The organism is Bacteroides sp. AM37-9, from assembly GCF_003603455.1.
Lineage (GTDB): Bacteria > Bacteroidota > Bacteroidia > Bacteroidales > Bacteroidaceae > Bacteroides > Bacteroides xylanisolvens.
In genome coordinates, this window is the sequence record NZ_QTNF01000033.1 from 59,703 (window position 1) to 74,073 (window position 14,371).

Annotated in this window: 16 protein-coding genes and 1 tRNA gene; 15 read left to right on the top strand and 2 right to left on the bottom strand. The window is 44.4% G+C overall.

All coding sequences use genetic code 11. From position 1 onward, the window contains the following. The first annotated feature begins 170 nt into the window (after nucleotides 1–170). Genes DW862_RS19790 through DW862_RS19820 form a run of 7 tightly spaced genes read left to right on the top strand, consistent with a single transcriptional unit; the run spans nucleotide 171 to nucleotide 7,714 of the window. Entirely contained in the window at nucleotides 171–1,628 is a 1,458-nt protein-coding gene (locus DW862_RS19790; RefSeq protein ID WP_049701372.1) for a lipopolysaccharide biosynthesis protein, read from the top strand. Beyond that, nucleotides 1,615–2,667 (top strand): hypothetical protein, encoded by a 1,053-nt coding sequence (locus DW862_RS19795; RefSeq protein WP_120070100.1) that lies wholly within the window; start codon nucleotides 1,615–1,617, stop codon nucleotides 2,665–2,667. The genes DW862_RS19790 and DW862_RS19795 overlap by 14 nt, the downstream gene beginning before the upstream one ends. Before the next feature lie 55 nt (nucleotides 2,668–2,722). Further along, complete coding sequence (locus DW862_RS19800; RefSeq protein WP_015531816.1) at nucleotides 2,723–3,586, top strand: phosphorylcholine transferase LicD; 864 nt, start codon at nucleotides 2,723–2,725, stop codon at nucleotides 3,584–3,586. Next, the gene (locus DW862_RS19805) at nucleotides 3,583–4,605 is read left to right on the top strand and encodes a hypothetical protein (RefSeq protein ID WP_015531817.1); all 1,023 of its coding nucleotides are present in this window, start codon (nucleotides 3,583–3,585) and stop codon (nucleotides 4,603–4,605) included. The genes DW862_RS19800 and DW862_RS19805 overlap by 4 nt, the downstream gene beginning before the upstream one ends. Then, nucleotides 4,578–5,696 (top strand): glycosyltransferase family 4 protein, encoded by a 1,119-nt coding sequence (locus tag DW862_RS19810; RefSeq protein WP_120070103.1) that lies wholly within the window; start codon nucleotides 4,578–4,580, stop codon nucleotides 5,694–5,696. Before DW862_RS19805 ends, DW862_RS19810 begins: the two co-directional genes overlap by 28 nt. A 10-nt stretch (nucleotides 5,697–5,706) precedes the next feature. Continuing rightward, nucleotides 5,707–6,972 (top strand): glycosyltransferase family 4 protein, encoded by a 1,266-nt coding sequence (locus DW862_RS19815; RefSeq protein ID WP_015531818.1) that lies wholly within the window; start codon nucleotides 5,707–5,709, stop codon nucleotides 6,970–6,972. Continuing rightward, nucleotides 6,965–7,714, top strand: coding sequence for a glycosyltransferase family 2 protein (locus DW862_RS19820; RefSeq protein ID WP_118407109.1), 750 nt, complete (start codon nucleotides 6,965–6,967; stop codon nucleotides 7,712–7,714). Before DW862_RS19815 ends, DW862_RS19820 begins: the two co-directional genes overlap by 8 nt. A 12-nt stretch (nucleotides 7,715–7,726) precedes the next feature. Here DW862_RS19820 and DW862_RS19825 read toward each other — a convergent pair whose 3' ends face one another. After that, a complete protein-coding gene (locus DW862_RS19825; RefSeq protein WP_008642335.1) occupies nucleotides 7,727–8,584 on the bottom strand; it encodes an SGNH/GDSL hydrolase family protein in 858 nt (285 codons plus the stop codon). Between the two features lie 442 nt (nucleotides 8,585–9,026). Here DW862_RS19825 and DW862_RS19830 point away from each other — a divergent pair, with 442 nt between their 5' ends. From DW862_RS19830 to DW862_RS19840, 3 genes are all read left to right on the top strand, one after another. Further along, nucleotides 9,027–9,800 carry a class I SAM-dependent methyltransferase gene (locus DW862_RS19830; protein ID WP_120070106.1) on the top strand — a complete coding sequence of 258 codons (774 nt, stop codon included), beginning with the start codon at nucleotides 9,027–9,029 and terminating at the stop codon, nucleotides 9,798–9,800. Between the two features lie 74 nt (nucleotides 9,801–9,874). Continuing rightward, the gene (locus tag DW862_RS19835) at nucleotides 9,875–10,225 is read left to right on the top strand and encodes a helix-turn-helix domain-containing protein (RefSeq protein ID WP_004296599.1); all 351 of its coding nucleotides are present in this window, start codon (nucleotides 9,875–9,877) and stop codon (nucleotides 10,223–10,225) included. Between the two features lie 13 nt (nucleotides 10,226–10,238). After that, on the top strand, nucleotides 10,239–10,463 hold the full coding sequence (locus DW862_RS19840; protein ID WP_049701377.1) for a hypothetical protein: 225 nt from the start codon (nucleotides 10,239–10,241) through the stop codon (nucleotides 10,461–10,463). Nucleotides 10,464–10,481: 18 nt separating this feature from the next. On the opposite strand, the gene DW862_RS19845 is transcribed toward DW862_RS19840, so the two are convergent. Continuing rightward, the gene (locus DW862_RS19845; protein ID WP_049702219.1) at nucleotides 10,482–11,180 is read right to left on the bottom strand and encodes an NAD-dependent deacylase; all 699 of its coding nucleotides are present in this window, start codon (nucleotides 11,178–11,180) and stop codon (nucleotides 10,482–10,484) included. A gap of 473 nt (nucleotides 11,181–11,653) precedes the next feature. On the opposite strand from DW862_RS19845, the gene DW862_RS19850 reads away from it, so the two are divergent. The 5 genes from DW862_RS19850 (at nucleotide 11,654) to DW862_RS19870 (ending at nucleotide 14,244) form a co-directional block, all read left to right on the top strand. Next, nucleotides 11,654–12,238, top strand: a complete 585-nt coding sequence (locus DW862_RS19850; protein WP_004296602.1) for an FKBP-type peptidyl-prolyl cis-trans isomerase — start codon at nucleotides 11,654–11,656, stop codon at nucleotides 12,236–12,238. A 20-nt stretch (nucleotides 12,239–12,258) separates the two neighbouring features. Continuing rightward, a complete protein-coding gene (locus DW862_RS19855) occupies nucleotides 12,259–13,137 on the top strand; it encodes an FKBP-type peptidyl-prolyl cis-trans isomerase (RefSeq protein WP_004296603.1) in 879 nt (292 codons plus the stop codon). A 160-nt stretch (nucleotides 13,138–13,297) separates the two neighbouring features. Further along, a complete protein-coding gene (locus DW862_RS19860) occupies nucleotides 13,298–13,762 on the top strand; it encodes an Lrp/AsnC family transcriptional regulator (RefSeq protein ID WP_004302580.1) in 465 nt (154 codons plus the stop codon). A 5-nt stretch (nucleotides 13,763–13,767) separates the two neighbouring features. Further along, nucleotides 13,768–14,079, top strand: coding sequence for a DUF4491 family protein (locus DW862_RS19865; RefSeq protein ID WP_049701378.1), 312 nt, complete (start codon nucleotides 13,768–13,770; stop codon nucleotides 14,077–14,079). Between the two features lie 91 nt (nucleotides 14,080–14,170). Next, a tRNA-Ile gene (locus DW862_RS19870) sits at nucleotides 14,171–14,244 on the top strand. The last annotated feature ends 127 nt before the right edge of the window (nucleotides 14,245–14,371 follow it).

Below are 14,371 nucleotides of genomic sequence, written 5' to 3' on the forward strand. Positions count from 1 at the left end.
GCTTTTCGCCAACAATTTTACAAAACATATCCAATAGTGAACGCAGTGCGTTCACTATTGATTACACCTACCTAACATACAACTTATCCAACAGAAAGTAGAAGAATGGAAGAAAGAATTTTCCGAACAGCAACAAGCAAAGATACTATCCGATAAAGTAAAATAATAGCATGAGCGAGAATCAGTCACTAAAAGAAAAAACAGCCAAAGGACTATTTTGGGGAGGATTCAGCAACGGCATACAGCAGTTGCTAACTCTTGTTTTCGGAATTTTCTTAGGACGATTGCTTACCCCTTCAGACTATGGTATGGTAGGAATGTTGTCCATTTTCTCCCTCATAGCCAGCTCAATACAAGAAAGTGGTTTCACAGCCGCCCTTGTCACTAGAAAAGAAGTAACTCATAAAGATTATAATGCCGTATTCTGGTTCAACATTTCAATCAGTCTGTGCTTGTATCTAGTATTATTCCTGTGCGCACCACTCATTGCTGATTTTTACAAAACTCCTGAACTGAAATCGCTAGCCCGATATGCTTTCACAGGCTTTGTCATCGCTAGTTTGGGAATATCCCACAGTGCCTATTTGCAGCGTAATCTGATGATTAAGCAACGGTCTTTATCCATGGTTATCGGAGTTACCATATCCGGCATTGCCGGAGTCACACTTGCCTATCTAGGCTTCTCATATTGGGGGTATGCCACACAAGGCATAGTTTACGTAGCCGTCAATACAGCTTGCAACTGGTACTTTTCAAGTTGGCGGCCTACGTTCGAATTCAATCTCGCTCCTATAAAACAGATGTTCGGATTCAGTGGAAAACTTTTAATTACCAATATCTTCAATCACATCAACAACAATCTGTTTTCCGTGATACTGGGTAAGTTCTACACCGAAAAGGAAGTAGGATATTACAATCAGGCCAACAAATGGTGTACAATGGGGCAATCTTTCATATCGGGCATGATAAACGGAGTGGCACAGCCGGTACTCACCAAAGTGTCGGACGACCTCGAACGACAAAAACGGGTATTTCGCAAAATGCTGCGTTTCACCGCCTTTGTCTCGTTTCCTGCCATGTTGGGATTGTCCATTATATCGCAAGAACTAATTACTATTGCCATCACCGACAAATGGCACTCCAGTATATCTATCATGCAAATACTCTGTATTAGTGGAGCTTTTATCCCTATTGCAGGACTCTATCAGCAACTCATCATCAGCAAAGGAAAATCCCGCATCTATATGTGGAACACCATAGCGCTCGGCATAATCCTACTGTCAGGCGTTCTGTTAGTCCACGCACACGGGATCTATGCCATGCTCGCCGTCTATGTATCCACCAATATACTGTGGCTACTGACGTGGCACTACTTCGTATGGCAAGAAATCGGACTAAAGCTGCGCCATGCACTGATAGACATACTTCCATACGCTGTCATTGCAGCTACGGTAATGGTAATCACCTATTATTCCACCCGTTCCATCGAGAATATTTATCTCCGCCTGGCAAGCAAGATAGTGCTCGCAGCAGCACTCTACGTAACCGCCATGTGGGGCAGCCGTTCGGTCACCTTTAAAGAAAGCATCCAGTATTTCATCAAAAAGAAGACACATGAACCCCAATGATCTTGCCACCAAATACCGCCTTCTGAATCGTTCTTTCAAAAAGACGATGATCTATCACATAGGTATAGACGCCGGATTCTTTACCGAATACACCTATATGCTCCATGCAATGCTCTATTGCCTGCAACACAAAATACAGTTCAAGCTTTACTCCGACGACGCCAACTTCGGATGGGAAAAAGGCTGGGAAGACTGTTTCGCACCTTTCTGCGAGCAAGTGCACGAACCGTTTCACCACACCTACAACACCCATCGCCTGCCTTCATGGCAAGCATTGATGAAAGACAAAAAACTATCTAAAGCGAAGTTACTGAAATGGAAACTGAAAGTAACCTGCAAGAACATCATCGGAAAAGCCCTTGCTTTCTTCACGTATGGTAAACCGGTGTTGCTCAACTTCCAAGTGACATTCAACCCCAACCAGCGCTTCCATATCCTCGAACTGGGAATAGACGGTGACTACCTCCACACCTTCCAAAAACTGACGGAAATCACCTGGAAACTCAACGACACCACCGCACAGGAATGTCGCCAATTTGCCGCCACCCTGCAACTTCCGCCTCAATACGCAGGATGCCAGATACGCGGAGGAGACAAGATAACCGAAACCAACCTGCTGCCACCGGAACACTACATACGCCTCATCAAAGAAAAAACAGCCATCCGCGACGTCTTTGTATTGACCGACGACTACCGCCTCTTCGAGCAAGTGCAAACCCTTGCCCCGGACATACACTGGTACACCCTTTGCAGCCCCAACGAGCAAGGATACGTCAACAGCGCCTTCACACAGACCACCAAAGAACTGAAACAGAAGCAAATGGCACGTTTCCTCTGCTCGATACAGCTATTGATGGATGCTTCCGTCTTTATAGGAAGTATCACCACCGGTCCCAGCCTGTTCCTGTTGAAGAAGTTCTATCCGGAGATCAATCCGGCAGACTGTCTGCTCAAGGACTTTCCGCAAGCATCCGTCCTCCCCATTCCGGGACGTGGGCGAGTGGCCACCAAATTTATGCAAGGAAACTTAAAGTTATAGTAACTTAGCAATATAATTACTACATTTGCAAGACAACGTGCATTAACCATTTCCGATGAACAAGAAATATACAGCCGAAGAGCTTGATTTATTACATGCCGAACTTTACGACATATTGGGAGAAACCATCCGGGTGTGTCAGAAGCACGATATTCCCTATTTTGTGATAGGCGGCACAGCCATCGGCGCACTCTACGATCAGGGAATTCTCCCCTGGGATGATGATATAGACATCGGCATGACGCGGGAGAATTACAACAAATTCTTAAAAGTAGCACCCGGAGAACTGGGTCCTTCCTACTTCCTTTCATGGATAGAGACAGACCCTCACACCCCCTATTACTACGCGAAGGTTAAGAAAAACAACACCCTTTTCGTAGAAGAAATGTTCAAGAACGTCCCGATGCATCCGGGCATCTTTGTAGATATCTTCCCGTTCGACAGGATTCCCGACAACAAACTGTTGCGGCAAATGCAATCCGGCATACTCGGCTTCCTCAAATGCTGCCTGATGGGAAAAGAAATATGGATGTGGAAACACTTCGGCAAATGTGAAATAGAGAACCCTACAAACCGGGGAGCCTTCTCCTGTCTCCTGAACAGAATAGTCGACTCTCTTTTCTCTAAAAAAGCAATTTACCGGATGCTAGTATCCGTGCAAAGCTGTTTCAACTCACGAAACACCCGCTACTACAACAACGTCATGGCAACCGCCGACCACGTGACCGTAGAAAGCCTCCGCCACCTGCAACCGGTGAAATTCGGTCCCCTCACCGTGACCACTCCCGATGACCTGGAAGGGTTCCTGCGATACAACTACCCGACCTTGCATCGATTTACCAAGGAAGAACAGGAGAAAGTGAACAACCACTATCCTGCCGCCCTGTCATTCAGTACAACCCCAAAACAAGAACTATGAATATGAAATCCGCTTTAGTAGACGTCCCGGTACTTATCCTGTTCTTCAACCGCCCGCAACAACTGTCGCAAGTGTTCGAGCAAGTGAAGAAAGCACGTCCGTCCCGGCTCTTCCTCTATCAGGACGGAGCACGAAACGAGCGCGATTTGCCCGGAATAGAAGCCTGCCGTGAAATCGTATCACAGATAGACTGGGAATGTGAAGTAGAACAGCTTTATCAGGAAAAGAATTTCGGCTGTGACCCTTCAGAATACATTTCGCAAAAATGGGCCTTCTCCAAAGTCGACAAGTGCATCGTATTGGAAGACGACGATGTGCCCTCCGTCTCCTTTTTCCAATTCTGCAAGGAGATGCTGGATAAATACGAACACGACACCCGCATCAGCATGATTGCCGGATTCAACCCCGAAGAAATCACCCAGGATATGCCATCCGACTATTTCTTCGCCACCACCTTTTCCATCTGGGGATGGGCGAGCTGGAAACGGGTAGTCGACCAATGGGACGAGTTTTACAGTTTCCTGGACGACTCCTTCAACATGCAGCAGCTTGAGCAACTCATCAAGGAACGCAAATTCCGGAGCGACTTTATCTATATGTGCCAGCGTCACCGGGAACAGCAGAAAGCCTTTTATGAAACCATCTTCCACGCCTCTATCCTGTTCAACTCCGGACTAAGCATCGTGCCTACCCGCAACATGATAAACAACCTCGGAGCAACGGCAGATTCCACCCATTTTGCCGGCTCGGTCCACACCCTGCCCAAGGGCTATCGCCGCATCTTCACCATGAAGCGTTACGAGGTGGACTTTCCGCTGCGGCATCCCCGCTACGTCATTGAAAACGTAGCCTACAAAGAGAAGGTTTACCGCATCATGGGCTGGGATCATCCATGGATCAAGATAGGGCGCTCGTTCGAAGAACTGTTCCTCAACCTGAAATACGGTAATTTCTCCATCATTACGAAAGCTGTCAAAAACCGAATAAACAAATGGCTGAAAAGAAACAAGCACCACTAAATACGTTGCTTACTATTTATTTTTACCATACCCGTCTCACACGGGAAAGTTACGAGGAATGGAAAGAATATAAATTCCCCGGACATATTTTATACGGACTTCCTCTGCTCGAAAATTACGGAATACATTCCGTAATGCACAAATGCAAATACTTCTCCGGCCGCCTGAAACTCATGTTTTACGCCACCAAAGAGATTCTCTTCTGCAAGGAAAAATACGACGTGCTCTATGCCACCTCTTTCCGGGGGATAGAACCCGTCATCTTCCTCCGTGCACTGGGGCTGTACCGCAAACCCATCGTCATCTGGCATCACACGGCCGTCGTCACCAACCCCAAACCGTGGCGCGAACAGATCTCCCGCCTTTTCTACAAAGGCATCGACCAAATGTTCCTGTTCAGCCGGAAACTGATTCAGGACTCGCAGAAAACCCGAAAAGCTCCATCCCACAAACTGAAACTGATACATTGGGGCCCGGACCTTCCTTTCTACGACCATCTGCTGGCAGAAATGCCCGACCGGAAGCCCGAAGGATTTATCTCCACCGGCAAAGAGAACCGGGACGTGGACACCTTGCTCCAGTCTTTCTCCGCAACCAACGAGGAATTGGATCTGTACATTGCCGTCTCATGCGGCAACATCAACTATAAAAAGATACTCGACCGCTATTCAGTGCCCGACTCCATCCACATCCACTATACCGACGGAGTGATTCCCTATGAACTGGGAAAACTGGTAGCCCGCAAAAGCTGCATCGTCATCTGCTGTCTGGACTTCCCCTACACCGTAGGACTGACCACTCTTGTGGAAGCATTCGCCCTCGGCATCCCCGTCATCTGCTCGCGCAACCCCAACTTCGAAATTGACATCGACAAGGAAGAAATCGGCATCACCGTAGAATATAACGATGTACAAGGCTGGACAGACGCTATCCGCTTCATCGCCGACCATCCCGAAGAGGCACGACGCATGGGAGAGAATGCACGCAAACTGGCAGAAGAACGCTTCAACCTCGAAATCTTTTCGCACGAAATAGCAGAAAGCTTGTTGGAAATATCAAACATTTCCTCTAAAAACCGTACATTTGCATAAACTTTTGCCCATGAGAGTCCTGATTATAAATACATCTGAACGAATAGGAGGAGCGGCCATTGCAGCAAGCCGGTTGATGGAGTCACTGAAAAACAACGGCATCAAAGCCAAAATGCTGGTGCGTGACAAGCAGACCGACCAAATCAGTGTGGTCCGCTTAAAAAGTAACTGGTTGCAAGTGTGGAAGTTCATGTGGGAACGGATCGTTATCTGGAGTGCCAATCGTTTCCGCCGATACCATCTGTTCGACGTTGACATTGCCAACACAGGTACAGACATCACCTCACTCCCGGAATTTCGCCAAGCCGACGTGATCCATCTGCATTGGGTCAACCAAGGAATGCTCTCGCTGAAAGATATACGGAAAATACTCACTTCCGGCAAACCTGTGGTATGGACCATGCACGATATGTGGCCATGTACCGGTATCTGCCACTACGCACGGGAATGTAAAAACTATCAGCAAGAGTGTCACGACTGCCCTTACATCTACAAAGGCGGTGGCCGGAAAGATTTATCTTACCGCACCTTCCGCAAAAAACAAAAGTTATACAGCTACGCTCCCATCCATTTCGTCACGTGCAGTCACTGGCTGAAGGAACAAGCACAGACCAGCGCATTGTTTGAAGGAAAAAGCGTCACCAATATTCCGAACGCTATTAATACCAACCTGTTCAAACCCATGAACAAAAAAGAAGCACGTGCCAAGTTCATGCTGCCAGAAGGTAAGAAACTGGTTCTGTTCGGCTCGTTAAAGATCACCGACAAACGAAAAGGAGTCGACTATCTCATTGAAGCCTGCAAACTGCTGGCAGAAAAGCATCCGGAATGGAAAGAGTCACTGGGGGTAGTCGTATTCGGCAACCAGTCACAGCAATTGCAGGAGCAGCTTCCTTTCCATGTCTACCCACTCCCTTACATCAAGAATGAGCATGAGATAGTAAATATCTACAATGCCGTAGACCTTTTCGCCATCCCGTCTCTGGAAGAGAATCTTCCTAACATGATTATGGAAGCAATGGCCTGCGGAGTACCCTGTGTCGGCTTTAACGTAGGAGGTATCCCCGAAATGATCGATCATCTGCACAACGGTTACGTGGCACAATACAAATCTTCAGAAGATTTTGCCAACGGCATACATTGGATATTGACGGAACCGGAATACGATGAACTCTCCGCACAAGCCTGCCGCAAGGTCTTGGGCAATTATTCGGAGAGCATCGTCGCAAAGAAATATACAGATGTCTACAATAAAATAACAGGGAAATATGCATAGTGTCCATCCTACTCCCAAGTTCTCTATTATTACGGTGACGTACAATGCTGAAAAGGTATTGGAAGACACGATTCAGAGTGTCATTTCACAAACCTATCATCATATAGAATACATCATCGTAGATGGAGCTTCCAAGGATGGAACCCTCTCTATTATCAACCGCTACCGCTCGCACATACACACCGTTGTCAGCGAACCGGACAAAGGACTGTATGACGCCATGAATAAGGGCATCGCCCTTGCCAGCGGCGATTATCTCTGTTTCCTGAACGCGGGCGACTGTTTTCACGAGGACGACACACTGCAACAAATGGTGCATACCATCAACGGCAGCGAACTGCCCGATGTGCTTTACGGAGAAACCGCTATCGTAGACCAGGACAGGCATTTCCTGCGGATGCGCAGATTGTCCGCTCCCGAAACGCTCACCTGGAAAAGTTTCAAACAGGGTATGTTAGTCTGCCATCAGGCATTCTTTCCCCGTCATACGCTGGTAGAGCCCTACAACTTGAAATATCGTTTTTCTGCCGATTTCGACTGGTGCATCCGTATTATGAAGAAAGCGCGCACCTTACACAATACCCATCTGACGATTATCGATTATCTGGATGAAGGAATGACTACCCGCAATCAGAAAGCCTCCCTGAAAGAGAGATTTCGCATCATGGCAAAGCACTACGGGTTGATTGGCACCGTAGCACATCATATATGGTTTGTGATCCGTGCGGTGATTCACCGGTAAAGCTGGTTCTCTTTAAAATGTTGCAGGCAACGCAAGCAACTGGTACATCAGCGTACGTGCCATACGTATCTGCCCCTTTGTACTAGGATGTAAACGGTCATATCCTGCGTCGTAGAAGTAAATCAGTTGCTCTTCCACCATCGGGTTCAGCCCGGTTACCGCATTAAAATCAATTACGGGCACTCCCCACACATTACCGGCTTCCTTGACGGCCTGCACGTAGGCATCCACATATTCACCACAACTATTCTGATAGTTTTCATCCGGTTGCACGTTCTTCTCTCCAAAATCCGCCAGTGAGCGGTGCAACGGGGTTAATAGTACAATCTGCTTATCCGGAAACAGTTGTTTCAGCCTGTTGATTCCGATGTTGATACGTCCTTTATACGTGTTTCCATCCATTATAGGCGTACGTTTCTTGCGGGTTTCCAGCTTTTTGACCTGTCCGCGGGCTGCCATCACCTGTTCTTCTGTTTCCGTAAACCACTCTCCGATAGGCACACCGTCATTAAAATCATTCGTACCCATCAAAATCAAGATAGCATCCACTTCTCCACCGTGTTCCTGCTTCAGTTTCTCGGCCTGGCGGGGCACATCATTCCATTGTCTGCCGCTGATACCGTATACATAAGGAGTAATCCCCAGCCATTCCTGCAGGAAATCCCAGTATTTCTTTATCTTGTCACCATAGCAGTTGGGATCTGTAATAGAGTCTCCCAAATATCCCACTCTTTTTCCTTGCCACGGATGCCGGACAGCTCCATTATTCGTTTCAGCAGAGTTTGCAACTTTAGATGTTTGATTCTGTCCGCACAGAAAAGAGGAACAGAAAAACAGAATGGTACATGCGAGTAATAATTTGCTTTTCATCGGTATTATACATTAAATGAGAGATTTGTATCTAATATCCTGCAAATGTAATTCAAAAATAGGTAGTTTCAATCAATTTGGGCAGTCAATCTCATCCATACAACCGGACAGACAAACGGGTCCCTATTTGACTATTCTTGCTAAAATGCAGGTTTACAGTATTTTTTCATCAAAGTTATCATTGAGTTTTACACCTAAAATCCTATCTTTGTCACAAACTAAAAGAAAAATTGGATGTTTAACTCATTTTCATTCCATAAGGATTCCGTTCTGTAAATAATCTGTAAGCCTTCCTCTCATTACAGATTATCCCTTATGTTTTCTGACATATTCTTGTCAGAGTTATTTTCTATATCTAAATTTTAAACTATTTGTATGGTCAAATGGTCACAAGCATTGTCACATGCCTTCATTTACCGTACAGCTAAAACATTAAAAAACAATGAGTAACGAATTAAAAACAATCCACGAATTCGATTTTACACTGATATGTAATTACTTCAAAGGACTAAAACGTCAAGGTCCGGGAAGCCCTGAAGTCACACAAAAAGCTCTAAGTTTCACCAACGAAATGTCTGACGAAGCTAGAATAGCCGATATAGGCTGCGGCACAGGCGGGCAGACAATGGCATTAGCCAACTATACGAAAGGGAAAATTACAGGCATCGATCTTTTCCCCGACTTCATCGAAATATTCAACAGAAATGCAATAGAAGCCCATTGCGAAGACAGAGTAAAAGGCATTGTCGGTTCTATGGACGCTTTGCCGTTTCAAGAGGAAGAACTCGATCTGATCTGGTCCGAAGGAGCTATCTATAATATAGGATTCGAACGCGGCATGAATGAATGGAACAAGTTCCTGAAAAAGAACGGGTTCATCGCTGTAACGGAAGCATCCTGGTTCACCCCGGAACGCCCCTCCGAAATAGACGACTTCTGGATGGCTAATTACCCGGAAATCGATACGATTCCGAGAAAAATAGCACAAATGGAGAAAGCCGGATATATCCCGACAGCCCATTTCATCTTACCGGAAAATTGCTGGACCGAGCATTTCTATGCTCCCCAATTCCCGGTTCAGGAAGCCTTTCTGAAGGAATATGCAGGAAATGAAGCTGCCGCAGACCTCATCGCCGGTCAACGACACGAAGAGAGCCTATATAATAAGTATAAGGAATACTACGGCTATGTATTCTATATAGGACAAAAAAGATAATTGACTATCTGCCGGAGAAGTTAGCAAGATAGGATAACTCTCCGGCATTTATTATCCTTTATTTTGCAGAAGATATGGAAACGAAAGATATAAATAAGGAAGAATATCAGTTACGGATCAACAAAGTGACCGACTATATCCATCAAAACATAGACCAGCCGTTATCATTGCAGAAAATGGCGGGTATCGCATGCTTTTCTCCTTTCCACTTCCACCGCGTATTTACAATCCTGACCGGCGAAACACCTACGGATTATATCAAACGCACCCGGATTGAAAAAGCAGCCCTATTATTAAAACAAAACAAGGAACTTTCCGCCACCGAAATTGCCGCCCTTTGCGGCTTTAGCAGCCTTTCGCTGTTAAGTCGCAATTTCAGGCTGCATTTCAGTATGACGATCCGGGAGTTCCGCTCACTAAAATAAAACGCTAAAGAATATGGAAAAAGAAAATAAGATTCTGATTTTTCGAACTTCTATCACCAAAAGATGTGACATCAAACGCATAGGAAAACTTTTGGCAGAGTTCCCTCAAATAGACAAATGGAATGTGGACTTTGAGGACTGGGAGAAAATATTAAGAATCGAGTGCAGTGGTATCACTGCACTCGAAATATCGGAAGTACTCCGGAATAATCATATTTTTGTCAGCGAACTGGAATAAAACGGAGGGAAAGAAGTCTCAAATTCCCAACAATTGTTTCAATTCACCCATTCCTTCAGAAGCCCCCTTCTGAATTACATGTATCGAACGGGAAGTATGCGTATCTACCGGTTTCGGATCAATCAGATACACCTCTGCTCCTCTCGGTACATAATGAAGCAGCCCCGCCGCAGGATATACATTAAGCGATGTACCGATAATGACGAAAATATCCGCTTTCTCCACATAGCGGATAGCTGTTTCAATTTCCGGCACAGCTTCTCCAAACCATACAATGAAAGGTCGTAATTGAGTGCCATCACCGGCCTTGTCTCCCATCTTCACTTCATATTCTTCCGGTTTCAGCTCTTTTATAAATTGAGGATTATATGGATCTCTACTAGAACATACTTTTGTCAGTTCGCCATGCAGATGAATAATGTGGCTGCTTCCGGCACGTTCATGCAGATTATCAACATTCTGTGTCACTACCGTTACATGGAAACTTTTCTCCAGTTCCGCCAACAATTCATGCCCACGGTTCGGTTTCACCTCCAACAACTGTTTCCGGCGTTCATTATAGAAATTAATCACCAGAGCCGGGTCCCGCTGATAACCTTCAGGAGTAGCCACCTGCTCCACAGGATATTTATCCCACAAACCACCCGCATCCCGAAATGTACTGATCCCACTCTCGGCACTCATACCGGCACCCGTCAAAACTACCAGATTTTTCATTACTATTCCTCCTTCTTTTTTAATAGCCACACAAATGTAATCAGAATCATCGAATAAAAGAAGACTTTCTTACGCTTAATCTAATCCGATTTATGCAGAACTTTAAGATGAAAGATATAGGTAGTTAACATCAAACATACTAATATTTATTCGTCTGACTATAGTTAAACTTTCATCTGACTATAGTTATTCTTTCATCTGACTATAGTCAGACGAAAAGAAAACTATAGTTAGACGATTAATTATCTGCATAAACTAACTTACACAATAAGAATAAGCAGATTAAATCCCGCCAACAAAAGAACTAATTCTTTAAAGAAAAGCGATTAACTTTCACAGATATAAGAATTTTTAAATAGCAAATGCTAAATCATTCAAATAAAACACGTACTTTTGCGTTTCATAAATTTGCAATTGATTGAAAGCTAAAACCATGAAGGTGATACATTTCAATCGCCAACAAAAAACATTATATGGATAAATTCAGTTACTCTATTGGCCTCGGAATTGGTCAAAACTTATCAAGCATGGGAATCGGAAACCTTGCGGTAGATGATTTCGCACAAGCAATCAAAGATGTATTAGAAGGTAATCAGACGGCTATCAGCCACAATGAAGCCCGCGAAATAGTGAACAAATATTTCGAAGAATTGGAATCTAAGATGGGTGCCGTTGCTATTGAGCAGGGACAGGCATTCCTCGAAGAAAACAAAAAAGGACCGGGCGTAGTTGTCCTTCCCAGCGGACTACAATATGAAATCATCAAAGAAGGTACAGGTAAAAAGCCGAAAGCTACCGATCAGGTAAGATGCCACTATGAAGGTACATTGATCGACGGTACACTGTTCGACAGCTCTATCCAACGCGGAGAACCGGCTGTATTCGGCGTCAACCAAGTAATCCCGGGATGGGTGGAAGCTTTGCAGCTGATGCCGGAAGGTTCCAAATGGAAACTGTATATTCCGTCAGAACTCGCTTATGGCGCAAGAGGTGCCGGAGAAATGATTCCTCCTCACAGCACACTCATTTTTGAAGTAGAATTACTCGAAGTATTATAAATAAAAAAATTCAAAGCAAAATGAAAAAAGTTAGTATTTTTATGGCAATCGCCGCTGCAGCAAGCCTTGCTTCTTGTACAGCTCAAGCTCCTAAAGCAAATCTGAAAACAGACATCGACTCACTGTCGTATTCTATCGGTATGGCTCAGACTCAAGGTCTGAAAGGCTATCTGACAGGTCGTCTGGATGTTGATACTACTTACATGGCAGAATTCATCAAAGGTTTGAACGAAGGCGCAAACAAGACTAGCAAAAAAGACATCGCTTACATGGCAGGTCTGCAAATCGGTCAGCAAATCAGCAATCAGATGATGAAAGGTATCAACCAAGAATTGTTTGGTACAGACTCTACTAAAACTATCAGCAAAGAAAACTTCATGGCAGGTTTCATCGCAGGTACTTTGGAAAAAGGCGGCGTAATGACTATGGAAGCAGCTCAAGAATATACTCGTACAGCTATGGAAACTATCAAAGCAAAAGCTTTGGAAGAAAAATATGCTGACTATAAAGCTGAAAACGAAAAGTTCCTTGCTGAAAACAAGACTAAAGACGGCGTAAAAACAACTGCAAGCGGTCTGCAATACAAAGTAATCACTGAAGGTAAAGGTGAAATTCCTGCTGACACTTGCAAAGTGAAAGTGAACTACAAAGGTACTTTGATTGACGGAACAGAATTCGACAGCTCTTACAAACGTAACGAACCGTCTACTTTCCGTGCTAACCAGGTAATCAAAGGTTGGACAGAAGCTTTGACTATGATGCCTGTAGGTTCTAAATGGGAACTTTATATCCCACAAGAACTTGCTTACGGTGCAAGAGAATCTGGCAACCAAATCAAACCGTTCTCTACTTTGATTTTTGAAGTTGAACTGTTGAGCATCGAAAAAGATAAGAAATAAGAAAGTTCTTTTCTAAATAGAAAAAGGAAAGAGGCGCAAAACGTTTGTGCCTCTTTTTTTTGCTTTTTCCTATTTTTTTTCTCCGAAAAGAAGAATAATTAAAATAAATCTCTATATTTGCTTACTATTTGATAACAACAGGAAATTACAATTTATTATTATGGAAAGAATAGACAACCTCGACAGGCAGATCCTAGAGATTATCTCCCAGAATGCCCGCATCCCTTTTAAAGACGTAGCAGCCGAATGTGGAGTATCACGCGCAGCTATCCATCAGCGTGTGCAAAGACTGATTGACCTAGGTGTCATTGTAGGCTCTGGTTACCATGTGAACCCGAAATCATTGGGCTACAGAACTTGTACATACGTGGGTATCAAGCTGGAAAAAGGCTCCATGTACAAATCTGTCGTAGCGGAATTACAAAAGATTCCCGAAATAGTGGAATGTCATTTCACTACAGGCCCGTACACAATGCTGACAAAACTTTATGCATGCGACAACGAACATCTGATGGATTTGCTGAATAACAAAATGCAAGAAATACCAGGTGTAGTAGCTACCGAGACTCTGATTTCTCTGGAACAGAGTATCAAGAAAGAGATTCCCATCCGCGTTGAAAAATAATTGTGATGGAGTTTCTAAATGAATATCACCTTGCAGGGTTATTCATCGGAATCTGTACCTTTTTGATTATCGGCCTTTTTCACCCCGTCGTGGTAAAGGCCGAATATTACTGGGGCACAAAATGCTGGTGGATATTCCTGATACTCGGCATTGCCGGTGTGATTGCCTCCTTAAGTATCGATAATGTGATCTTATCTTCTTTATTAGGCGTGTTTGCGTTTTCTTCCTTCTGGACGATCAAAGAGGTTTTCGAACAGGAAGAACGGGTACAAAAAGGATGGTTCCCCAAGAATCCGAAGCGCAAATATAAGTTCTAGTAGCAGAGGATGATAGTTTTTTCTCGAAAGAATTTGCATAATTCGACGGAAAATACTACTTTTGTCACCGCATCCAGTTAATGGATACATCGGGCTTTTAGCTCAGTTGGTTAGAGCAACAGACTCATAATCTGGAGGTCCTTGGTTCAAGCCCAAGATGGCCCACGAAAAGCTCCTGTAAGTCAAAGACTTATAGGAGCTTTTTATATATAACCACCTTCAAATTAGAGCTGGGATGAAGGCTCACCCGCAATTTCTTGGGGGTAACTATTTGTAGCTTTCTTTAAAGTGA

Excerpts from the sequence above, each read along its gene's own strand:
- DW862_RS19805 (WP_015531817.1), top strand. The coding sequence starts at position 3,583 with ATGAATATGAAATCCGCTTTAGTAGACGTCCCGGTACTTATCCTGTTC.
- DW862_RS19840 (WP_049701377.1), top strand. The coding sequence starts at position 10,239 with ATGGAAAAAGAAAATAAGATTCTGATTTTTCGAACTTCTATCACCAAA.
- DW862_RS19790 (WP_049701372.1), top strand. The coding sequence starts at position 171 with ATGAGCGAGAATCAGTCACTAAAAGAAAAAACAGCCAAAGGACTATTT.
- DW862_RS19825 (WP_008642335.1), bottom strand. The coding sequence starts at position 8,584 with ATGAAAAGCAAATTATTACTCGCATGTACCATTCTGTTTTTCTGTTCC.
- DW862_RS19830 (WP_120070106.1), top strand. The coding sequence starts at position 9,027 with ATGAGTAACGAATTAAAAACAATCCACGAATTCGATTTTACACTGATA.
- DW862_RS19865 (WP_049701378.1), top strand. The coding sequence starts at position 13,768 with ATGGAGTTTCTAAATGAATATCACCTTGCAGGGTTATTCATCGGAATC.
- DW862_RS19820 (WP_118407109.1), top strand. The coding sequence starts at position 6,965 with ATGCATAGTGTCCATCCTACTCCCAAGTTCTCTATTATTACGGTGACG.
- DW862_RS19855 (WP_004296603.1), top strand. The coding sequence starts at position 12,259 with ATGAAAAAAGTTAGTATTTTTATGGCAATCGCCGCTGCAGCAAGCCTT.
- DW862_RS19835 (WP_004296599.1), top strand. The coding sequence starts at position 9,875 with ATGGAAACGAAAGATATAAATAAGGAAGAATATCAGTTACGGATCAAC.
- DW862_RS19845 (WP_049702219.1), bottom strand. The coding sequence starts at position 11,180 with ATGAAAAATCTGGTAGTTTTGACGGGTGCCGGTATGAGTGCCGAGAGT.
- DW862_RS19800 (WP_015531816.1), top strand. The coding sequence starts at position 2,723 with ATGAACAAGAAATATACAGCCGAAGAGCTTGATTTATTACATGCCGAA.
- DW862_RS19815 (WP_015531818.1), top strand. The coding sequence starts at position 5,707 with ATGAGAGTCCTGATTATAAATACATCTGAACGAATAGGAGGAGCGGCC.
- DW862_RS19795 (WP_120070100.1), top strand. The coding sequence starts at position 1,615 with ATGAACCCCAATGATCTTGCCACCAAATACCGCCTTCTGAATCGTTCT.
- DW862_RS19860 (WP_004302580.1), top strand. The coding sequence starts at position 13,298 with ATGGAAAGAATAGACAACCTCGACAGGCAGATCCTAGAGATTATCTCC.
- DW862_RS19810 (WP_120070103.1), top strand. The coding sequence starts at position 4,578 with ATGGCTGAAAAGAAACAAGCACCACTAAATACGTTGCTTACTATTTAT.
- DW862_RS19850 (WP_004296602.1), top strand. The coding sequence starts at position 11,654 with ATGGATAAATTCAGTTACTCTATTGGCCTCGGAATTGGTCAAAACTTA.